The organism is Nocardia sp. NBC_01329, from assembly GCF_035956715.1.
Classification (GTDB): Bacteria; Actinomycetota; Actinomycetes; order Mycobacteriales; family Mycobacteriaceae; genus Nocardia.
In genome coordinates this window covers 4895893-4914312 of the sequence record NZ_CP108381.1, presented here as the reverse complement: position 1 = coordinate 4914312, position 18420 = coordinate 4895893, and the positions used below count along the sequence as shown (strand labels likewise).

Annotated in this window: 17 protein-coding genes and 1 pseudogene; 13 read left to right on the top strand and 5 right to left on the bottom strand. The window is 67.2% G+C overall.

Going from position 1 to position 18420, the window contains the following annotated elements; genetic code table 11:
- Positions 1–54 precede the first annotated feature (54 nt).
- Positions 55–4518: an amino acid adenylation domain-containing protein gene (locus OG405_RS22265; RefSeq protein WP_327148402.1), complete on the top strand. Its 4464-nt coding sequence runs from the start codon at positions 55–57 to the stop codon at positions 4516–4518.
- Positions 4519–4562: 44 nt separating this feature from the next.
- Here the strand turns inward: OG405_RS22265 and OG405_RS22260 are convergent, their stop codons facing one another.
- Positions 4563–6578 carry a M13 family metallopeptidase gene (locus tag OG405_RS22260; protein ID WP_327148401.1) on the bottom strand — a complete coding sequence of 672 codons (2016 nt, stop codon included), beginning with the start codon at positions 6576–6578 and terminating at the stop codon, positions 4563–4565.
- A gap of 341 nt (positions 6579–6919) precedes the next feature.
- On the opposite strand from OG405_RS22260, the gene rplN reads away from it, so the two are divergent.
- The 5 genes from rplN to OG405_RS22235 all read left to right on the top strand — a co-directional run bounded on the left by rplN (position 6920) and on the right by OG405_RS22235 (position 8863).
- On the top strand, positions 6920–7288 hold the full coding sequence (gene rplN / locus OG405_RS22255; protein WP_058857048.1) for a 50S ribosomal protein L14: 369 nt from the start codon (positions 6920–6922) through the stop codon (positions 7286–7288).
- Position 7289: 1 nt separating this feature from the next.
- Positions 7290–7607 carry a 50S ribosomal protein L24 gene (gene rplX / locus OG405_RS22250; protein ID WP_327148400.1) on the top strand — a complete coding sequence of 106 codons (318 nt, stop codon included), beginning with the start codon at positions 7290–7292 and terminating at the stop codon, positions 7605–7607.
- A 1-nt stretch (position 7608) separates the two neighbouring features.
- Positions 7609–8172 carry a 50S ribosomal protein L5 gene (rplE, locus tag OG405_RS22245; RefSeq protein WP_327148399.1) on the top strand — a complete coding sequence of 188 codons (564 nt, stop codon included), beginning with the start codon at positions 7609–7611 and terminating at the stop codon, positions 8170–8172.
- Between the two features lie 3 nt (positions 8173–8175).
- The gene (locus OG405_RS22240) at positions 8176–8361 is read left to right on the top strand and encodes a type Z 30S ribosomal protein S14 (protein ID WP_014349101.1); all 186 of its coding nucleotides are present in this window, start codon (positions 8176–8178) and stop codon (positions 8359–8361) included.
- A 274-nt stretch (positions 8362–8635) separates the two neighbouring features.
- On the top strand, positions 8636–8863 hold the full coding sequence (locus OG405_RS22235) for a hypothetical protein (protein ID WP_327148398.1): 228 nt from the start codon (positions 8636–8638) through the stop codon (positions 8861–8863).
- Positions 8864–8866: 3 nt separating this feature from the next.
- On the opposite strand, the gene OG405_RS22230 is transcribed toward OG405_RS22235, so the two are convergent.
- On the bottom strand, positions 8867–9175 hold the full coding sequence (locus OG405_RS22230) for a putative quinol monooxygenase (protein WP_327148397.1): 309 nt from the start codon (positions 9173–9175) through the stop codon (positions 8867–8869).
- 53 nt (positions 9176–9228) lie between these two features.
- Here OG405_RS22230 and OG405_RS22225 point away from each other — a divergent pair.
- Positions 9229–9312 (top strand): annotated as a pseudogene (locus OG405_RS22225) (50S ribosomal protein L5); the annotation flags it as partial.
- A gap of 23 nt (positions 9313–9335) precedes the next feature.
- Here OG405_RS22225 and OG405_RS22220 read toward each other — a convergent pair.
- Positions 9336–9965 carry an NAD(P)H-dependent oxidoreductase gene (locus tag OG405_RS22220; RefSeq protein ID WP_327148396.1) on the bottom strand — a complete coding sequence of 210 codons (630 nt, stop codon included), beginning with the start codon at positions 9963–9965 and terminating at the stop codon, positions 9336–9338.
- Positions 9966–10018: 53 nt separating this feature from the next.
- Between OG405_RS22220 and OG405_RS22215 the strand changes: the two genes are divergently transcribed.
- The 4 genes from OG405_RS22215 to OG405_RS22200 all read left to right on the top strand — a co-directional run bounded on the left by OG405_RS22215 (position 10019) and on the right by OG405_RS22200 (position 12248).
- Entirely contained in the window at positions 10019–10396 is a 378-nt protein-coding gene (locus OG405_RS22215) for a MerR family transcriptional regulator (RefSeq protein ID WP_327148395.1), read from the top strand.
- Positions 10397–10618: 222 nt separating this feature from the next.
- A complete protein-coding gene (locus OG405_RS22210; protein WP_327148394.1) occupies positions 10619–11038 on the top strand; it encodes a hypothetical protein in 420 nt (139 codons plus the stop codon).
- Positions 11039–11271: 233 nt separating this feature from the next.
- On the top strand, positions 11272–11607 hold the full coding sequence (locus OG405_RS22205; RefSeq protein WP_327148393.1) for a hypothetical protein: 336 nt from the start codon (positions 11272–11274) through the stop codon (positions 11605–11607).
- 284 nt (positions 11608–11891) lie between these two features.
- Complete coding sequence (locus tag OG405_RS22200) at positions 11892–12248, top strand: hypothetical protein (protein ID WP_327148392.1); 357 nt, start codon at positions 11892–11894, stop codon at positions 12246–12248.
- A gap of 606 nt (positions 12249–12854) precedes the next feature.
- Here the strand turns inward: OG405_RS22200 and OG405_RS22195 are convergent.
- Both OG405_RS22195 and OG405_RS22190 read right to left on the bottom strand, forming a co-directional pair.
- Positions 12855–13796 (bottom strand): sigma-70 family RNA polymerase sigma factor, encoded by a 942-nt coding sequence (locus tag OG405_RS22195; protein WP_327148391.1) that lies wholly within the window; start codon positions 13794–13796, stop codon positions 12855–12857.
- A gap of 10 nt (positions 13797–13806) precedes the next feature.
- A complete protein-coding gene (locus OG405_RS22190; RefSeq protein WP_327148390.1) occupies positions 13807–15012 on the bottom strand; it encodes an NAD(P)/FAD-dependent oxidoreductase in 1206 nt (401 codons plus the stop codon).
- 81 nt (positions 15013–15093) lie between these two features.
- Here OG405_RS22190 and OG405_RS22185 point away from each other — a divergent pair, with 81 nt between their 5' ends.
- Together OG405_RS22185 and OG405_RS22180 are read left to right on the top strand one after the other, a co-directional pair.
- The gene (locus tag OG405_RS22185) at positions 15094–17070 is read left to right on the top strand and encodes a TPM domain-containing protein (protein WP_327148389.1); all 1977 of its coding nucleotides are present in this window, start codon (positions 15094–15096) and stop codon (positions 17068–17070) included.
- Positions 17071–17135: 65 nt separating this feature from the next.
- On the top strand, positions 17136–18386 hold the full coding sequence (locus OG405_RS22180) for an MFS transporter (protein WP_327148388.1): 1251 nt from the start codon (positions 17136–17138) through the stop codon (positions 18384–18386).
- The last annotated feature ends 34 nt before the right edge of the window (positions 18387–18420 follow it).

Genomic DNA, 18420 nt, shown 5'->3' with positions numbered 1-18420 from the left:
CGGTGCTCGCGGGCCGGCCGGATCGAAATGGATCATCAGGGGCCGAAGGGAATCATGTCGATCATCGTCAACGACGCGAACCAGGAGGCCGCGGGGGACGTGCCGACGACGCCGGGCCCGGTGCCGGATCGGTCGCTGTCCGACGGGCAGCGGCGCGCGTGGTTCTGGCAGAACCGTGATCCCGACGACACCGCCCTCAATATTCCTCTCGTCTATCGGCTCCGAGGCCCGCTCGATGTCGAACGACTCCGCACGGCAGTCGAAGCGATCGTCGATCGGCACGAGATCCTGCGCACGACCTACGGGCTGGGCGCCGACGGCGAGCCGTACCAGCTGGTCCGCACGGATCTGACCTTCGTCCGGCACGAGCACGATCTGTCCGCGCTGGCCGCCGCACCCGCGGGCCGTCGAGTCGAAGTGCTGATCCGGCGCGAACTGGCGCGCCCCTTTGATCTGGCCGGTGAGTCCCCACTGCGAACTACGCTCATCCGGTGCGGTGCCGAGGAGAACGTGCTGCTGCTGGTGGTACATGCGATCGGCTGGGACGATGAATCGGCGTCGATATTCGCCGCGGAGTTGACGGCGGGTTACAACGACACCGTTCGTAACGAGACACCGGTCCGGTTCGCCGACCTTCTCGACGACAGCGATGCCGAGAGCGCGGGGCTCGAGTACTGGCGCCGGACGCTGTCCCCGTTGCCAGAAGCATTGGAGCTTCCGGGCAGACCCGCTCAGCGCACGTACGAGACGACGACCGTCGCGCAGTCGTCGGCACCGCTTCCCGGCTCGCTGCCGGAGCGGGTCCGTGATATCGCGGCCGCCCACGGGGTCGACGAGACGGCCGTTCTGCTCGCCGCGTTCGCCGCGCTGGTCCACCGCTATACGGCCACCGGCGACTTCCTGGTGGCAGTACCTGTCGACATTCGGGGGCCGCGGGCGGCCGCGGCGATCGGCTATTTCGGCAATACGCTGCTGATCCGGGCCGTGCCGGACCCGGCAACCACCTTCACGGAGTTCCTCACCGGGGTCGCGGGCACCTTCACCGAGGGTCTCGCGCATCGGCGTATCGGAATCGACCGGGTGGTCCACGCGGTGAACCCCGACCGCACCGGCGCCCGGGACGGGCTGGAACGTATGGCGCGCATCGGTTTCGGGGTGCGCGCACCGGCCGCGGTCCCCGAGTTGGGCGGTATCACCGCGACCCTGGAGACCTTCGGCTCGCCGGTCGCGCCGGTGCCGCTACGGGTCACCGTGGTGCTCGACCCGGACGCACCGCGGCTGGAGGCCGACTACCGGCTCGATCACCTGGACCGGTGGCTGGTCGAGCAGTTGCTCGAGCACTACCTGTGGTTGCTCGACAGCGCACTGTCGGATCCGGGTTCGCGGCTGGACGAACTGGATCTCTTCGGCGACCGTGGCCGGGCCGGACTGCTCGCCCGGTCGCACGGTGAACTCGTGCCCGAGACACCCACGACACTTGTCGCGTTGGTCGAGGAGCGAGTCGTCGGCGCTGCCGACGCCGCGGCCCTGGTCGCTCCCGACGCCGGCCTCGAATTGAGCTACGCCGAACTGAACAGGCGGGCCAACCGGCTGGCTCGGTGGCTGGCCGGACAGGGAATCGGGACAGAGGATCTCGTCGCGCTGCGAATCGGCAACTCCGTGGAGTTCGTCGTCGCCGCGCTGGCGGTCCTGAAAGCAGGCGCCGCCTATCTGCCGATCGACCCGTCCTATCCGGACAAACGCATCGACTTCTTGGACAGCGACGCCCGCCCGCGCCTGCTGCTCGGCTGTGTCGAACTGGCCGCTGCCGAAGAGACCGCTGCCGAGCTGTCCGGCCACGATCTCCGCGACGAAGAGCGGGTCCGGCCGCTGCGTCCGGAGAACTCGGCCTACGTCATCTACACGTCGGGTTCGACGGGTACCCCCAAGGGTGTCGGGGTACCGCACGCGGCGATAGCCGATCACCTGCGTGGATTCTCCGCGGAATGGGATATGACCGCGGCGGACCGGCTACTGCAGTCCTCCTCGGTGAGTTTCGACGCGTCGCTGCTCGATATCTTCGTCACGCTGACCCTCGGTGCCTGTCTGGTGATTCCGAAACCGGACGCACTGCGCGATATTCCGTACGTCTCGGATCTGATCGCCCGGCACGGGGTGACCGTGCTGCACATGGTGCCGTCGCTGCTGAGCACCTTCCTGATGCTGCCCGAAGTGACGGAATGGCGGGCGTTGCGCCGGGTCCCGGTGGGTGGGGAAGCCCTGCTCGGTGAAGTGGCCGACCGCTTCGCCGGCGTATTCGACGCGGAACTTCGCAATCATTACGGGCCCACCGAGGCCGTGGTCTCGGCCACCCATCTGGCTGTGCGCGGACCTCAGGGCACCCGCGTCGTACCGGTCGGCATTCCCAACCGCAATGTGTACGTCTACCTGCTGGACGACCGTTTACAGCTCGTCGCGGATGGTGTAATCGGCGAGATCTACCTCGGCGGTGAGCAATTGGCCCGAGGTTATCTGCACCGGTACGGGCCTACCGCCGAACGGTTCGTCGCGGACCCCTTCCACCCGGGGCGGCGGCTGTACCGCACCGGTGATCTGGCCCGGCGCAACGGTTCCGGTGAACTCGAGTTCGTCGGGCGTGCCGACGAACAGGTCAAGGTGCGGGGATACCGGATCGAAACGGGTGAGGTGGCGGCGGCGCTGTCCGCGCATCCGGGCGTCGGCGCATGCGCGGTCGTCGCGTTCCAGGATCCGGCCACCGGAACAGGTCTGGCCGCCTATCTGGTGCCGGCCTCCGGCACCGTGGATGTGGCCGAGGTCAGGGCTTACGCGGCGAAATCGCTGCCGGACTACATGTTGCCCACAGCCTGGTCGGTGATCGAGGAGATCCCGCTCACCGAACACGGGAAACTCGACCGGCGGGCGCTTCCCGAGGCGCGCCGGTTCGATACCGGCGCGGTACGGCCGCCGAGCACCTCCACCGAAGTACGGCTGGCCGGGTTGTTCGGCGAGATCTTCGGCTGCGAAAGTATCGGCGCCGACAATTCGTTCTTCGAACTCGGCGGGCACTCGCTGCTGGCAAACCGATTGGTGTTGCTGATCCGCGCGGAGTTCGGCGTCGAGGTCGATGTGCGGGTTGTCTTCGACACCCCGACAGTGGCGGGTCTGGCGGCGCTGGTGGACGCGACACCGGTTATCGGAACGGGACGGCCCGAGCTGGGCCGCGGTCCGCGGCCCGCACGGATCCCGCTGTCGTTCAACCAGCGTGCGGTTCCGTCGGCCGGCTCCGACAGCGTGGCCCGGCTGACGGTGCGCTTGGACGGCCCGCTCGACCGCACGGCGCTCACCGGCGCTCTCGCCGATGTGTACGCCCGGCACGAGATTCTACGGACGGTCGTCGCCGGCCTGGGCGAGTCGCGGCAGCAGGTGGTCCTTCCCGAACTCCGGCCCGATATTCCGGCCGACCCGATCGCGGAAGGCGACCTGGCCGAAGCGCTGTCGGCACCACCGGCCCCGTTCGACCGGGCGGCGGGACCGCTGCTGCGCCCACGACTGTTCGTTCTCGGCGCGGACCGGCACGTACTCGAATTGACGTCCGACCGATCGGTGGCCGACGAGTGGTCGCTGCGGATCGTCCTCGCCGATCTGGCCACGGCCTATCGGAGCCGGGCCGCGACCGGCGCCGCGCCGCAGTGGACCAGGCCGGCGATCGATTACGCCGACTACACACTGTGGCAGCTCGCGACCGCCGCGTCGTCCGGGCCGCAATTGGCGCAATGGCGCACCGCGCTCACCGGGTTGCCGGAATCCGCGGTACCGGCCGATGCCGCCTCCGACGCTGTCCGTTCGAACGAGTTCACGGTGTCCACCGCGTTCCGACGCCGGCTGCGCGCCCACGCCGAGACCGTGGGGGCCTCGGAGTACATGCTGTACCAGGCTGTGGTGGCGGCACTGTTGCACGCACTGGGAGCGGGCGCCGATATCGCGCTCGGAGCACCGGTTTCCGGTCGGGCCGACCGCGCGGTAGCCGATGTGGTGGGGCCCCTGTCCGCAGCCGTCGTGCTGCGCCACGACCTGTCCGGCGATCCGACGCTGCGTACGGTGCTCGATCGCGCGCGCGGCACGGCGCTGGGGGTCTACGGCAGCCAGGACATGCTGATCGATGGTATCGCCGCCGCGGTGTGTCCGGGCCGTTCACCGTACGACCTGTGCCGGGCGGTGGTGGATTTCGGTGATCGCGTGCGGCCCGCGCAGTTCTGGCTCGGCGACGAGGTGTCGGTGCGCGTGCTGGAAATAACGCGCGATACCGCACACCGGCTCGTATTCGCCTTCACACCCGAGCCCGAGGGAGGTCTGCGGGTGGGCGTATCCGCTGATGCCGAGCGGCACGACCAGGACTCGGTGGATGGATTCGCGCGGTATCTTCGGCAGATGCTGACGGCGTTCGTCGAAGCTCCGGACGTGCCGGTGTCGGAGTCGGTCTCGCTGCTGCCCGGGTCGGCCGAGGCCCTCATGCCCTGAGTCAGGGGTGTGCTGCGGGGAGCGGACGGACCGCTCCCCGGCGCTCACAGCTCGATGCGCTGGTCCTCGGGCAGGAAGAGCTTGTCCGATTCCACGACTTCGAACGTCCGGTAGAACTCCGCGATATTGCGGACCACCTGGTTCACCCGGAACTCGTCGGGGGAATGGGTATCACCGGCGAGCAGTCGTTCGGTGACCTCGGGCGTCGATTTGGATCGCCAGATCCGTGCGTACGAGTTGAACATGGTGCGGTAGTCGGGGGCGGTGACCCCTTGCCGCTGCTCGGCGATCCGGTACGCGGTCAGCGCGATCTGCAGGCCGCGCAGATCGGCCAGGTTCTCGCCGACGGTGAGCGCGCCGTTCACATGCTGCTCCGGGGGCAGTCCTTCGGGGACCAGCGCGTTGTACTGCTCGATGAGCTGCTGGGATTTCGCGTCGAACGCGGCCCGGTCGGCCTGGGTCCACCAGTCGCGCTGGTTGCCGTCACCGTCGAATTTCGAGCCCTGGTCGTCGAAACCGTGGCCGATCTCGTGCCCGATCACCGCGCCGACCCCGCCGTAGTTCACCGCGATCTCGGCATCCTTGTCGAAGAACGGCGGCTGGAGGAACGCGGCGGGGAACACGATTTCGTTGTTGGTGGCGGAGTAGTAGGCGTTCACCGTCTGCGGGGAGGCGCCCCACTCGGTTTTGTCCACCGGCTCGCCCAGTCGATCGAACGACCGTTTCACCTCGAAATCGTTGATGGCACGCAGGGATTCGATCAGTTTGCCGCGAGTCACCTTCAGACCGGAATAGTCGACCCATTTATCCGGGTATCCGAGTTTGGCGACGATCTTGTCCAGCTTCTCGATGGAGGCCTTCCGCGTTTCCGGCGACATCCAGCTCGAGTTGGTGAAATTCTCCCGGTAGGCGGCCATCAGATCGTCGACCATCGCCTTGACCCGTTCCTTGGCCTCGGGCGGGAAATGTTTGTCCACGTAGAGCTTGCCCAGCTGTTCGCTCAGGTTGCTGTCCACCGAACCGACCGCTGATTTCCACAGTTCCGGCCGCTGTTTCAATCCCGACATGAGCCGGCCGTTGAAATCGAAATTGGCGTCGGAGATCTCCTTCGGCAAGACATTGGCATAGGTCTTGAGCACCGCGAGTTTCAGATAGTCCCGCCAGATGGCGATATCGGTCGCGGCCCAGATCTTGCCGGCCTCGGTGACGAAGGACGGCTGGTTCACCACGACCTTCGCGAACAGATCCTGGGGACGGTCGGTGATACCGCGCAGCCACGGCTCCCAGTCGTATTCCGGGGCCAGGGCGGTGGCTTTCTTCCATTCGAAGACGTTGTAGGTGGCCTCGGCGTCGCGATTGCGCACATTGTCCCAGTGCCCGGCGGCGATCCGGGTCTCCAGATCGAGCAGCCGCCCGGCGATGCCGGCCGGGTCGGGCATATCCGCGCCCTTGGCGAGGCGTTCCAGGTAGGTCCGGTAGCCGGCGAGTTCCTCCGCGAACTGCGGGTCGCGGTAGTACTGCTCGTCCAGCCCCAGACCGGACTGACCGATCGAGGGGATGTACGCCGTGGAGTTCTTCTGATCGATGCTGACCCCGATACCGATCAATCCGCCGATCGGCAACCGGCCCATCACCTCGGCCAGCGCCGGTTTGTCCTTCGCGTCCTCGATCTCGGCGAACATCGAATCGAGCGGAGTCAGGCCGAGCCGTTCGATCTCGTCCAGATTCATCCGGGCGTCGAAGAGATCGCGGATCTGCTGGGCCTCGGTCCCGTCCGCCGGGTCGCTGATGCCCTCGATGATCTCCCGCAGCTGCTGTTGGGTGCGCTCAGCCGCCTCGCTGAACGCACCGTAGGAGGTCTTGTCCGGCGGCAGCTGGTACTCGCTCAGCCATTTCCCGTTGACGTGCCGGTACAGATCGTCCTGCGGCCGGATCGCCGGATCGGAGCCGCTCATGTCGACGGATACCAGCTCGACGGGTCGGGCCTCCGAACATGAGGCCAGCCACGCGGCCGCGGGGGCCAGCCCCAAGGCGACCAGGAACCCACGTCGATCGAGCACCAACCGACGATCCGATGATTTCAACGAAACCTCTCCCCGATGCGGGACCCGCACCTCTTCATAGGCGAACCGGCCCCATGAGGCTACCGGCGCCCCACCCCGGCGTCGCGCCGGGAGACACGGACCGATAAGCACCTCCCCGATTTCGGTCCGAGCTGCGGATTCGCTATCCTTGATCGGTTGCCTGCGGGCTCAGTGCCCGCGATTCGGCCGCGAACCCCCGGTGGTTGATCGTCGAGATCGTAGAAGAACCGCTGGTAGGCGCGCGTTCGAATGGTGACAGACCATGCCCGTCGGGTCGGCAATCCGGCGTGCTTTACGTCCAGGTCGAGGAGGCTGAAGTGATTCAGCAGGAGTCGCGGCTGCGCGTCGCCGACAACACGGGTGCCAAGGAGATTCTCTGCATCCGCGTTCTCGGTGGTTCGTCGCGCCGCTATGCCGGTATCGGCGATGTCATCGTCGCCACTGTGAAAGAAGCCATCCCGGGCGGCAACGTCAAACGGGGTGACGTCGTGAAGGCCGTCGTGGTGCGCACCACCAAGGAGCGGCGCCGTCCGGATGGTTCCTACATCCGTTTCGACGAGAACGCCGCCGTGCTCATCAAGCCGGACAACGATCCGCGCGGCACCCGCATCTTCGGCCCGGTCGGGCGCGAGCTGCGTGACAAGAAGTTCATGAAGATCGTTTCGCTGGCCCCGGAGGTGCTCTGACATGAAGGTGCACAAGGGCGATACCGTGCTCGTCGTCTCGGGCAAGGACAAGGGCGCCAAGGGCAAGGTCATCCAGGCTTTCCCGAAGGACAACCGGATCCTGGTCGAGGGCGTCAACCGGATCAAGAAGCATGTCGCGAACTCCGCGAACCTGCGTGGCGCCTCCTCGGGCGGCATCGTGACCCAGGAAGCGCCCATCCACGTGTCCAACGTGATGGTCGTCGACTCGGACGGTAATCCGACGCGGATCGGCTTCCGCACCGACGAAGAAACCGGCAAGCGGGTTCGGATCTCCCGTAAGAACGGGAAGGACATCTGATATGACCACCACCGAGAAGATCCAGCCTCGGCTGAAGCAGCGCTACCGTGCGGAGATCAAGGACGCGCTGAACACCGAGTTCTCCTACCCGAACGTCATGCAGATCCCCGGCGTGGTCAAGGTCGTGGTGAACATGGGTGTCGGTGACGCCGCCCGCGACGCGAAGCTGATCAACGGCGCGATCGAGGACCTGGCCCTGATCACCGGCCAGAAGCCGCAGATCCGCAAGGCCACCAAGTCCATCGCGCAGTTCAAGCTGCGTGAGGGTATGCCGATCGGCGCCAAGGTCACCTTGCGCGGCGACCGGATGTGGGAGTTCCTGGACCGTCTGGTCTCGATCGCCCTGCCCCGTATCCGCGACTTCCGCGGCCTGTCGCCCAAACAGTTCGACGGCAACGGCAACTACACGTTCGGTCTGAGCGAGCAGTCGATGTTCCACGAGATCGACGTGGACAAGATCGATCGCCCGCGTGGTATGGATATCACCGTTGTCACCACCGCGACCAACAACGAAGAAGGCCGTGCCCTGCTGAAGCACCTCGGCTTCCCGTTCAAGGAGAACTGAGACATGGCCAAGAAAGCACTGGTCAACAAGGCCAACCGTAAGCCGAAGTTCGCTGTGCGCGCCTACACCCGCTGCCAGCGCTGCGGCCGGCCGCACGCGGTGTACCGCAAGTTCGGCCTGTGCCGTGTGTGCCTGCGGGAAATGGCGCACCGCGGCGAGCTGCCGGGCGTGCACAAGAGCTCCTGGTGAGCTGAGCCCGGCGGGTTCGCCCGGCGGCTGATCATAAATATCGCGAAGGACCCGAGCTGCGGCTCGGGTCCTTCGCGTGCTTCACGCCGCCGCAGAAAGGAGAGCGAGCTGATTCACCTAGCGATCCTGGCACGCGGTCGCATACGGGTGCAGAGGGTCGTCGGGGCCAAAGTCGGAAAGGTGGGTCAGCACCAGGAACGAACCGGGCGGCAGCATCTCCCCCCAGCCCCGGACGAACCCTGCGGTGTCGAGACCGTCGGCGAGGTGGTGCAGGATGCCGCACGGACACCATCACATGGACTTGGCCCGCGCGTGGCTGCTGTTCGGGGACCGGCCGAGGGCGCTGGCTGCACTGCAGGAAGCGAGACGGGTTGCGCCAGCACAGACCCGCTACAACCCGATGGTCCACGAGACGGTGCGCGCGCTGGTTCGCGCTGAGGCCCGGAAGGTGGATACGGTGACCGGCTTCGCTGTGTGGTGCGGGATTACCGACCGGCTGTGACGTTCAGTCCGGCAGCCCTTCGGCCGCTACGGGTGTGAGGAATTCGACCCGGAAATCGGAGGTGTAATTGCCGCGCTCGGCCAGGAATCGGCGGGTGTGTGGCTGCCGCTCGTGTTCCTCGAAAGCCTCCCGATCCCGATACACCTCGTAGAAAACGCGGGACAAGGGCGCGTCGGCCACGGTGTGGGTTGCGTAGACGAGTGTCCCCGGTTCCAGCTCGCGGATTCCCTTGGCGGTCTCTTCCACCAGCCGGTCGAAACTCGTGGCTGCCTCGGCATCCATTAGGTCGAACCTGACTACGAGCGCGAACATCGAGCCCTCCTGTGGCATTGGATCCTTCGCGAAGCCAGTGTCTCACGCTCGGCAAGGCAACCGAGTCCATCGCGCAGTTCGAACTGCTCGAGGGTATGCCGATCGGCGCCGAGGTCACCCTGCGTGGCGACCGGATGAGGTCGTTGTGACGTTCGATCACTCAGGCCGCGACCGGGTCGTGCGCATTGTGCGCACGCTGGGCCATCGCGACGCCGATTCTGTATCCGTGAGCGATCAGTTGTTCGTGGACTGCCGAGTCCTTGGACTCGGTGTCGTAGAGAAATTCGATGGATGAGGCGCCGATCTGCGAGTAGTCGGCGATGCCGTGCATCGTCTGAGTCGTCAGCGCCGTCTTGTATCCGTGCCGGGCGAACGTACCTTCACCGAGACCAGCACTTGCGACGAGATGTAGTTGCTTCACCACGCTCGGACTACCGTGCGAAACATCGTCGTAGGCCCCGAATACTCGGTCGAACCAGCCTTTGGCGAGGGCCGGCATTGACCACCAGTAGACCGGAAAGAGGACGACGGTCACATCGGCCGATTCGAGCAGTTCCTGCTCCCGTCCGACGTCGGCCGGAAGTTCCGAAAGCCCTCGGTGATGCGCCAGATCTGCCTTTCGGTAGACCGGGTCGAAACCGGATGTCACCAAGTCATGGGTTATGGCGGTGATGTTTCCATCGGACTCGATGCCCTGCTCGATGGCCCGTGCAATGGCCCAGGTAGCCGAGTCGTGGTCCGGATGCGCAACTACGAGCATCACCTTCGGTCGACTGCTTTTGTTCGTCATGCAGGCCAAACTAGAGTATGACACTGACGTCAATGTCAAGGAGAGGCAGCTGGATGCGGATACGCGATTTGAGCCATGCCACCGGGGCGAGCCCGCGAATGCTCCGGCACTACGAGGGCGCCGGGATTCTCTCGCCCGAACGTGACTCCAACGGGTACCGGAACTACCGCCCCGACGATGTTCAGATCGTGGACCACATACGTTGCTTGTTGGCATCCGGTCTGTCGCTGTCCGAGGCATCCGCGATACTGCAGGTCGCATGCATCGATCCCGCCGGCGCCTCCGATGCTGATCGGAAAGCCGCGTTGGCGCAACTCGACGAGCGGGCAAGCCAATTGGACGCTGGAATCGCCCGCCTCCGGGCTCAGGAAGCCGAGATCCTCGGACTCCGCGCGAGCATCGAGGCCGGGGCCGGTCCGGCATCGGATTGATTCGGTATGGAAACGGCGAGCGCACTCACGCGCGAACACCTTGGTGAGATCGCGAGCTGGGGCCTACGCGCCGTGGATGAGAGTTCTCCGCCTCGAAGACGGCGACGAACCCGGCCGAATAGTTAACGCCGGTACTTTGTTGGGGCATAGACTAATTCGTTCCCCGAGTCGAAGAGAACCGGATAAACCGGGCGCATTGGCAGTCGGCTAGTATCGGCGACTGTGAGGCATATCGCGCGGGCGCCGAGGCTGCTGCGGGTGCTCGTGCTCATACTCACCGCTGTGGTGCTGACGCTGGAGGTCCGCGACGGCCGGATGGTCGATCCGCGTGAGACCACCTATGTTTCGCACGCTTCTTCCCTTGTTGCGGAAATCGATTCGGCCGAATCCGAACCCGAACCCGAAACCGACCGGCAGGGCGAGACCGGCGGGCAGTCCGTGCATTGCCGGTACGCCTGCCTGCGCGCCGCCGTACCGCGGCCGCGGCTCGATGACCTGTGGCCGACCGCACTGCTCGTCATGGGTCTCGGTGTGGGACTGCCGGGTTCGGTGCGTGGTGGGTCGCCGAGGGCGCATCCGACGGCCGATGCGGCCGTGACCGGGGGAGAAATTCTGCTACGCCTCTGCGTTTGCCGCAGGTGACAGACCGTCGCCGGGTCGGCGCGTCGTTGCCCGCCGACCGGTAGAAGCCGGCCCGACAAAAAGGCTGTGCGATCGCGGAGACAGCGGGGGTGCTGACGTGATGCGCGGAAACAGTCTTCTCATCCCGCTCGACCTGTTGCCCTGTCCAGCGGGCGAGGGGGCTGCCATCCGCTGCTCGGGGCGACGAAAGAGCAGAGCGGACAATCCGATCGACACACATTCAGGAGTTCATCGTGCGATTCCATCTTCCATTGTTCGTCCTCGCGGCCTCGGCCGGCTGCCTCGTCCTCGGTAGCGGCCCGGCTTCGGCATTGTCGATCGATCGATCCGACGACGCCGTCACCGTGAATCTCACCGATACCGAGGCGCGAATGATCGACACTCTGAACCTCGGCCCGGTGTTGGGCGCACTACCGCCCAACTTCACCGCGGAGGCGAAGCAGCGGCTCGGCGAGAACATCGGCGAATACGCCGGTCGTGCCGCGCAGGAGCCGGGATCGACGCTGTCGATCATCATCGATCAGCCGATCGCGGCACCGCCGGGTGTCGGTGTGACCGTCACCCGCTGATCCAGCGTCCCGGCCATCGCTCGACCGGTAGATCCCATCGCAGGTCGAGCGATGGCTGTCGGCGGGGACGCCCGTCCGGACTACATCCATGTTCGTTCTCATCGAACCTGACGCAGATTCTCACGTATCTGACGTAACGTGCCGAGTTCGGGAGTACGGCGTCTCGGCGGTTGGACCACCAAGAGCCGTACCTCGAGTACCAGGAAGGGATGGATCTCGATCGAAGGCAACCCGGCTCTGGGCGATCAGAGCATTGGGTGGCGGGCAAGGCGGAGCGACTCACGGTGGATTGGCTCACAGACGAAGAAGAGTGCGTGCGGATCAATGCCAGGGAGATGTCTCATCTGTGGTCGGTCCTGGCGGACTGGACGGAGAGCGAGGACGAGGAGATCTGGAAGCAGCACGTTCCTGTCTTCTCCGAGATCATCGCCCGCTGGGACGCACAGGGGTACGTCGAGGTGTACAGCGGCCCCGAATGGCCGGCGCACGAGCGCGGCCACCGGGTGGCCGGAGCGGAACTCACTGCACTGCTGGCCGACCCCGACACCTGGACCTACCACGAAGACCCCGACCGGGTGACGACGCTGCTCTCCACGATGGCGAGCCTCCAGATCAGCCTGCCACCGGAGGCCAGGGGTTGACATGGTGGCTGTGGTCGGTTCTGGCGGACGGCGTTCCTGCCCGGGCCGCCATAGAGTTTGTGGACGTCCGCGCCGTGCTGTAGGACGTCATCGCCCTCGGTTCCGGTGTCCTGTGTCAGTTATTCGTCCTGCGGAGCGAGTGGCTTGGCCTGGGGTGAGGAATCTCGAGTGGCGAACTGGCCACTGGTCATGGCTGCTGCTGGGCTCGGATCCGAGGTGTTTCGCCATTGGATCTTGCTGGACCGAGCGTGAACCAGCCTCTGACCGGCTCGCGCTTCAATGCGGCCACAGCGCTCACCTGGTCAGCTCGCCCAGCAGTTCCTCATCGACCAGCAGCGGTGCGAATAGGTCATGCACGTAGGCTTCGCGCTTGGTGACTGGCGCAGCCGCCCACCACTCATCCAACCGAGCCACATGCCGCCGAACCTTTTCCACGTGATCAAACAACGATCTGCGACAACTACATGAGAAACATTCCGGCCCAGACTTTCTCACCTACGTGACGCACTCCAGCTCAGCTGCGTCAGCTTCGATGAGAACGAACAATCCAGAAGGAATTCCCGCCCGTGCGGTCGTGCGGACGTGGGTGGTCGCGGGGTCTGCCGGTCACCATGATTCGATCAGCGGGTCGTCGTGCTCCTGCCGCTGCCATTGCGCGGTGAGGCGCCCGAGCCGGTCGGTGGCGGCGATACCGCGCACGCCGGCGATCTTGTCGTCGCGCATCTCCAGGATCACGATGCCCAGGACCCGGTCGTCGAGCGTGGCGAGCATGGCCGGGCAGCCGTTGACCAGGACGGCATGGATCGAGGGCGAGCCCCCCGCCAGTCTGCGTTTGGCCGGAGACGGAATGAAGCCGGCCCGAAACGCGCGGGCGATCCGCTCGGGGGTCGCATACCGGATCAGCTTCGCGGCCGTTCCCAGCCCGGCGCCGTCGGAGATACCGGTCGCGTCGTCGGTCAGCAGCGCCACCAGCTGTTCGGTCCGGCCCGAGGAGGCGGCGTCCACGAACGCCTCGACAATTCGCCGCGCGGCGGCACGGTCGATGCCGGTGCGGCTGCCGGCGGCGGCGATTCTGTGCCTGGCCCGGTGGGTGTGTTGCTGACTTCCCGACGCGGTGATGCCGAGAATCTCGGCTATTTCGGCGTGGCTGTATGCGAAGGCCTCGCGCAGCACGTAGACCGCCCGCTCGACCGGCGACAGCCGCTCCATGAGCGTCAGCACCGCCAAGGTCACCGATTCGCGCTGTTCTACGGTGTCGGCCGGGCCCAGCATCGGGTCGCCGTCGAGAAGTGGCTCGGGTATCCAGGTACCGACCGCCCGTTCGCGCCGCACCTGCGCCGACCGGAGTCGGTCGAGCGCCAGATTGGTGACGATCTTGGTCAGCCATGCCTCGGGTACCTCGATGTACCCCTGATCGGCCGCCTGCCACCGCAGAAAAGCGTCCTGCACGGTGTCCTCGGCATCGGCTGCCGAGCCGAGTAGACGGTAGGCGAGCGAGGCCAGCCGATTCCGACTGGCCTCGAAACGTGCGACGGTGGCAGTGTCCACGAGCGTGACTCTAGGCGGCGACCACGTCGGTCGAGTGCTCTCGAGCGGTGGTCGCGCGGTATTTGTGACTCGGCTTTCCGAAGGTCGGGTGGCGCAGAGTCCAGACGGCAGTGTCCAGGATCGCCGACTTGACCCGGGCCGCCGTCCGGCCACGTAGGGCCCACGACTTCGGTCGCGCCGCACCGTCGACCAACTGGAAGATCCCGTCTTTCCGGCCGAGGCTGATGTGGTTGCCGACATACGACAGCGAGGTCGTCGAGATCCTGCGTCCGGTGCGGTCCCCGATGATCGCGGCGGTCGCCTGCATGCTGGTGTATCCCGCGGAAGCGCAGGACATCGGCAACGGGCGGCCGTTGTCGCCGATGACGAAGGCGCTGTCCCCGGCGACGTACACATCCGGGTGCGATACCGACCGCATCTGACGGTCGACTCTGATCTGGCCGTTGGACACCACTTCGAGACCGCCGGTGGCGGCGATCGGTGCCACCGCGAACCCGGCGGTCCACACAGTCGCGTCGGAGACGAAAACGGTGCCGTCGGCGGCGACGGCCGCCGACGGCTCGACGCGCTCGATGGTGGTGTGCTCGTGGACCGTGATACCGAACCGGTCGAAGGCACGCAGCAGGTGCCGGCGGGCCTCAGTGCCCAGCAGGCCGCCCACTTCGCCGCTGGTGGCGAGGTCCACCCGGAGTCCCGGACGGGATTCGGCGATCTCGGTGGCAGCCTCGATCGCGGTCAGGTTGCCACCGACTACCAGTACCCTCCCGTCCTCACCCAGTTCGTTCTCACCCAGTTCATCGAGGCGGGTGCGCAGGCGCAGCGCGGACGGCCGCCCGGCCACGTGGAATGCGTGCTCATCGACGCCGGGAACGCCGTGGTCGGCGGCGGTGCTGCCGAGCGTGTAGAGGAGGGTGTCGTATCCGAGCCGGTCGACGCCCGCGTCGTCGGCGACTGTGATGGTTCGGTGCTCGGCGTCGACGGCGGTCACCCGCGCCAGTCGTAGCCGGATGCCGGTGCCCGCGAATACCTCCGCGAGTCGCCGGTGGCGCAGCTCCTGCCCGGCAGCGAGCTGATGCAGACGCAGCCGCTCGACGAAATCGGGCTCGGCGTTGACGACAGTGATCTCGAAGTCGCCGGGGTGGAGTCGGCGGGCCAGGTATCCGGCGGAGAAAGCTCCGGCGTATCCGGCCCCGAGGACGACGATGTGGTGCTGCATGGTTCGCTCCTGTCTGGTTCGCGTACTCCCTGAACGAGGCAGCCCCCGAATTCCTGACAGCGGGCACGCTACATTCGTGGCATGCCGACCTCGCACAATCCGCTCCGCCGGATCACGTGGTTCGTGCTCGTGCTCCTTCTGGCACTCGCCGGCGCGGTGGCCGCGCCCGGCGCCGTGGCGGAGCCGCCCACCCGGATGGACACCTACGTCACCGATTCCGCCGGCGCGCTCGGCAGCGGTGACGCCGAGCGGGTGCGTGCGGCGGTCGACACCCTCTACGTGGATCACACAGTGCGTCTCTGGGTCGCCTATGTCGGTGATTTCGCCGGTGCCGGCCCGCGGGAATGGGCCGCGCAGACCGCCCGGCAATCCGGGTTCGGCGACCGGGATCTGCTACTCGCCGTGGCCACACGGGATCGCGCCTACGCCTTCGACGGCGAACTTCCCGGCGGTATACGGGAATCCGAGGTCGACCGGATCCTCATAGACCAGGTCGAACCCGCACTGCGGGAGGACCGCTGGGCCGATGCGGGTGTGGCCGCGGCCGAGGGAATCGACTCGGCGATGAGCGGGGGCGGGGTGAGTCCGGGCCCGGTCCTGTTCATCGGCGCGCTGATCCTGCTCGCGCTGGCGGGGCTGCTGTTGTATCAGCGTTACCGGCGGCGGGCACGCGACCGGGCCGAACTCGAGCAGGCGCGGGAGACCGACCCGACCGATCCCGCCGCGCTCGCGGCTCTGCCCCTCGAGGCGCTGCACGCGCGGTCGCGGGAGGTTCTCGTCGAACTCGACAACGCCGTGCGGACCAGCGCGGAGGAACTGGAGCTGGCCGCGGGGGAGTTCGGTGATCCGGCGGTGCTGACCTTCCGCACCGCGCTGGCGAACGCGCGTGCCGCCACGGCGAAAGCGTTCGCGATCCGGCAACGTCTCGACGACGCCGTCCCGGAGACACCGGACGAACAGCGCGCACTGCTGATCGATCTGATCGGCACCGCCGGCCACGCGGACCGTGAGCTCGACGCCCGCGTCGCCGAGTTCGACGCGATGCGCGATCTGCTCATCGATGCCGAGGCTCGGCTGGATGCGCTGACCCGGGATATCGTCGACCTCACCGGCCGGATCCCGGCCGCGGAGGCCGAACTGACCCGGCTCGCGGGCGCTTATCCGGCCAGTGTGCTCGCTGCTGTCGCCGACAACGTCGGCATGGCTCGGGAACGTATCGCCTTCGCCGACGAATGCGTCGGTGCGGGGCGCCGGGAAATCGCCCGGCCGGTCGGCGAACAGGGTGGCGCGGTCGCCGATATCCGCGCAGCCGAAGGCGCGATCGGACAGGCCCGCACCCTGCTCGACGCCGTGGCCGGCGCCGCGACCGATATCGAGCAGGCGCGGGCCGGTCTGCCTGCCGCCCTGAACGAGTTGCGTGGCGATCTAGATGCCGCCGCCGAACTCACCGAACACGGCGGCAAAGAGCTGGACGCTGCCGTCGCCGCCGCGCGCAGTGTGCTGGAGAACGCGAATACCGCCGCCGCGGCCGACCCGCTGGGCGTTTATCACGACGCGGTCGGCGCCGACGGGGCCCTGGACCGCGCACTGGCCGCGGCGGGCGACCGGAAAACGGCCGTCGAAGATCTGGCGCGACGACTGGACCGGGCTCTCGGCGACGCCGCCACTCAGGTCCGGATGGCTACCGACTTCATCTCCACCCGCCGGGGCGCGATGGACGCGATGCCCCGTACTCGGCTGTCGGAAGCCCAGCGCCATCTCGACGAGGCGCAGCGGCTGCGTACCGCGGACCCGGCCGCCGCGCTCGACCATGCGCGCACGGCCGCTGATCTCGGCGGTCGCGCATTGCAGGAAGCACAGGCCGGAGTGCAGACCTGGGAGATCGGGCGGCCGCCTTCGGGTTCGGCTCGGACCGGCGCGATCCTGGGCGGCATCCTGATCGACAGCATGCTGCGCGGCGGAATGACCGGTGGCCCGGGGCGCCACGGCGGCTATCGGGCGGGGTCCTTCGGCGGGTCGGGTGGTTCGCGGCGGATCAGCCGCGGCGGGCGTTTCTGAGCGGAGCGACGGTGAGGTCCGGTTTCCGCCGGAGTCGGGATCACGGAGTACCTAGCGTCTGAAACATGGAAAACGTTCCGATTCCCGCCGTTCGAGCTCCGGTGCTGCGAACGCCCGTCGTATGGTTCACGGCACTCGCGGCCGCGCTCGGCACCGCGACAACCTATCCCCTGCAACCCGCTGTCGCGGAGGTGGCCGGATCACTGCACACCTCGCTCGGCGCGATGGGTGTGGTGCTCGCGTGCGGGCCGGTCGGATATCTGGTGGGACTCGTGCTCCTGGTGCCACTGGTCGACCGGTACCGGTCGAGGACGGTCGTCGCGGTCCAGTTCGCGGTGCTGGCAGCCGCTCTGGTCGCGGGAGCCGCCGCGGATTCGCCCTGGCAACTCGGTGTGCTGCTGACGCTCATCGGGGCGGGCTCCGCGGTCGGCGCGCAATTGAGTTCGGTGGCCGGGCGGTTCGCCGAACCCGGGCGGCGTGCCACGGTGCTGGGCGCCGTGACCGCGGGTATCTCGGCCGGAATCCTGCTGGGACGCATAATCGGCGGTTGGTTGACGGACGCAATCGGCTGGCGGGCAATGCTTTTGGTCTTCGCGGCGGCGTGTGCCGCGGTGGCGATCGCCGCCCGGTTCGCGCTGCCCGCCGCCGCGGGTCGGGCGAGCGCGGGTTATCTGGCGACGGTGCGTGGAATTCCCGGGCTCCTCATCGGGTTCGCCGTACTGCGCTGGGCGGCACTGCGGGGCGCCCTGTGGTTCTTCGCGTTCTGTGCGATCTGGGCGGGGCTGGCGGTCGCGTTGTCCGAGCCGCCGTACTCGTACACACCCGAGCGGATCGGCTGGTACGCGTGCGCGGGCCTGCTCGGCGTCGTCGCGACTCGGATCGCGGGAGCGTGGACCGATCGGGTCGGGCCACGGCGAGTGATCCTGGCCGGCCTCGCGCTCGCCTGCCTCGCGGCGGCAGCACTGGGCTTCGGCCTGTCGAATGTTGTGGTGACGCTGATCTGTCTCGGCTTGTTCGATGCCGGCCTGTTCGCGGCTCAGGTGGCCAACCAGAGTGCGGTATTGGCCATCGAACCCGCCGCGCCGGCCCGGTTCAACAGCGCCTATATGGCCGTGTACTTCGTCGGCGGCAGTCTGGGCACCGCGTTCGGCGCCGCCGCGGTCGGGTGGTTCGGCTGGCCCGGACTCGTGGCGTTCGCCGTGGCGGCTACGGCCGTGGCGGGGGTGGTCACCTTGGTTGTTTCGCCGAGCGCCGGTCCCGGGCCCGATCCGGACGCTGTCGGTGCGATATCGGTGCGCGCCGGTCGCGGGGAGTGAGCCCCGGGCGCTGCCGGGGTCGTGGTCCTTCGCC

Bases quoted from the DNA above. Each gene is read 5' to 3' on its own strand.
- OG405_RS22190 (WP_327148390.1), bottom strand. From the start codon at position 15,012: ATGCAGCACCACATCGTCGTCCTCGGGGCCGGATACGCCGGAGCTTTC.
- OG405_RS22215 (WP_327148395.1), top strand. From the start codon at position 10,019: ATGCGGATACGCGATTTGAGCCATGCCACCGGGGCGAGCCCGCGAATG.
- OG405_RS22235 (WP_327148398.1), top strand. From the start codon at position 8,636: ATGCCGCACGGACACCATCACATGGACTTGGCCCGCGCGTGGCTGCTG.
- OG405_RS22240 (WP_014349101.1), top strand. From the start codon at position 8,176: ATGGCCAAGAAAGCACTGGTCAACAAGGCCAACCGTAAGCCGAAGTTC.
- OG405_RS22265 (WP_327148402.1), top strand. From the start codon at position 55: ATGTCGATCATCGTCAACGACGCGAACCAGGAGGCCGCGGGGGACGTG.
- rplE (WP_327148399.1), top strand. From the start codon at position 7,609: ATGACCACCACCGAGAAGATCCAGCCTCGGCTGAAGCAGCGCTACCGT.
- rplX (WP_327148400.1), top strand. From the start codon at position 7,290: ATGAAGGTGCACAAGGGCGATACCGTGCTCGTCGTCTCGGGCAAGGAC.
- OG405_RS22220 (WP_327148396.1), bottom strand. From the start codon at position 9,965: ATGACGAACAAAAGCAGTCGACCGAAGGTGATGCTCGTAGTTGCGCAT.
- OG405_RS22185 (WP_327148389.1), top strand. From the start codon at position 15,094: ATGCCGACCTCGCACAATCCGCTCCGCCGGATCACGTGGTTCGTGCTC.
- OG405_RS22230 (WP_327148397.1), bottom strand. From the start codon at position 9,175: ATGTTCGCGCTCGTAGTCAGGTTCGACCTAATGGATGCCGAGGCAGCC.
- OG405_RS22180 (WP_327148388.1), top strand. From the start codon at position 17,136: ATGGAAAACGTTCCGATTCCCGCCGTTCGAGCTCCGGTGCTGCGAACG.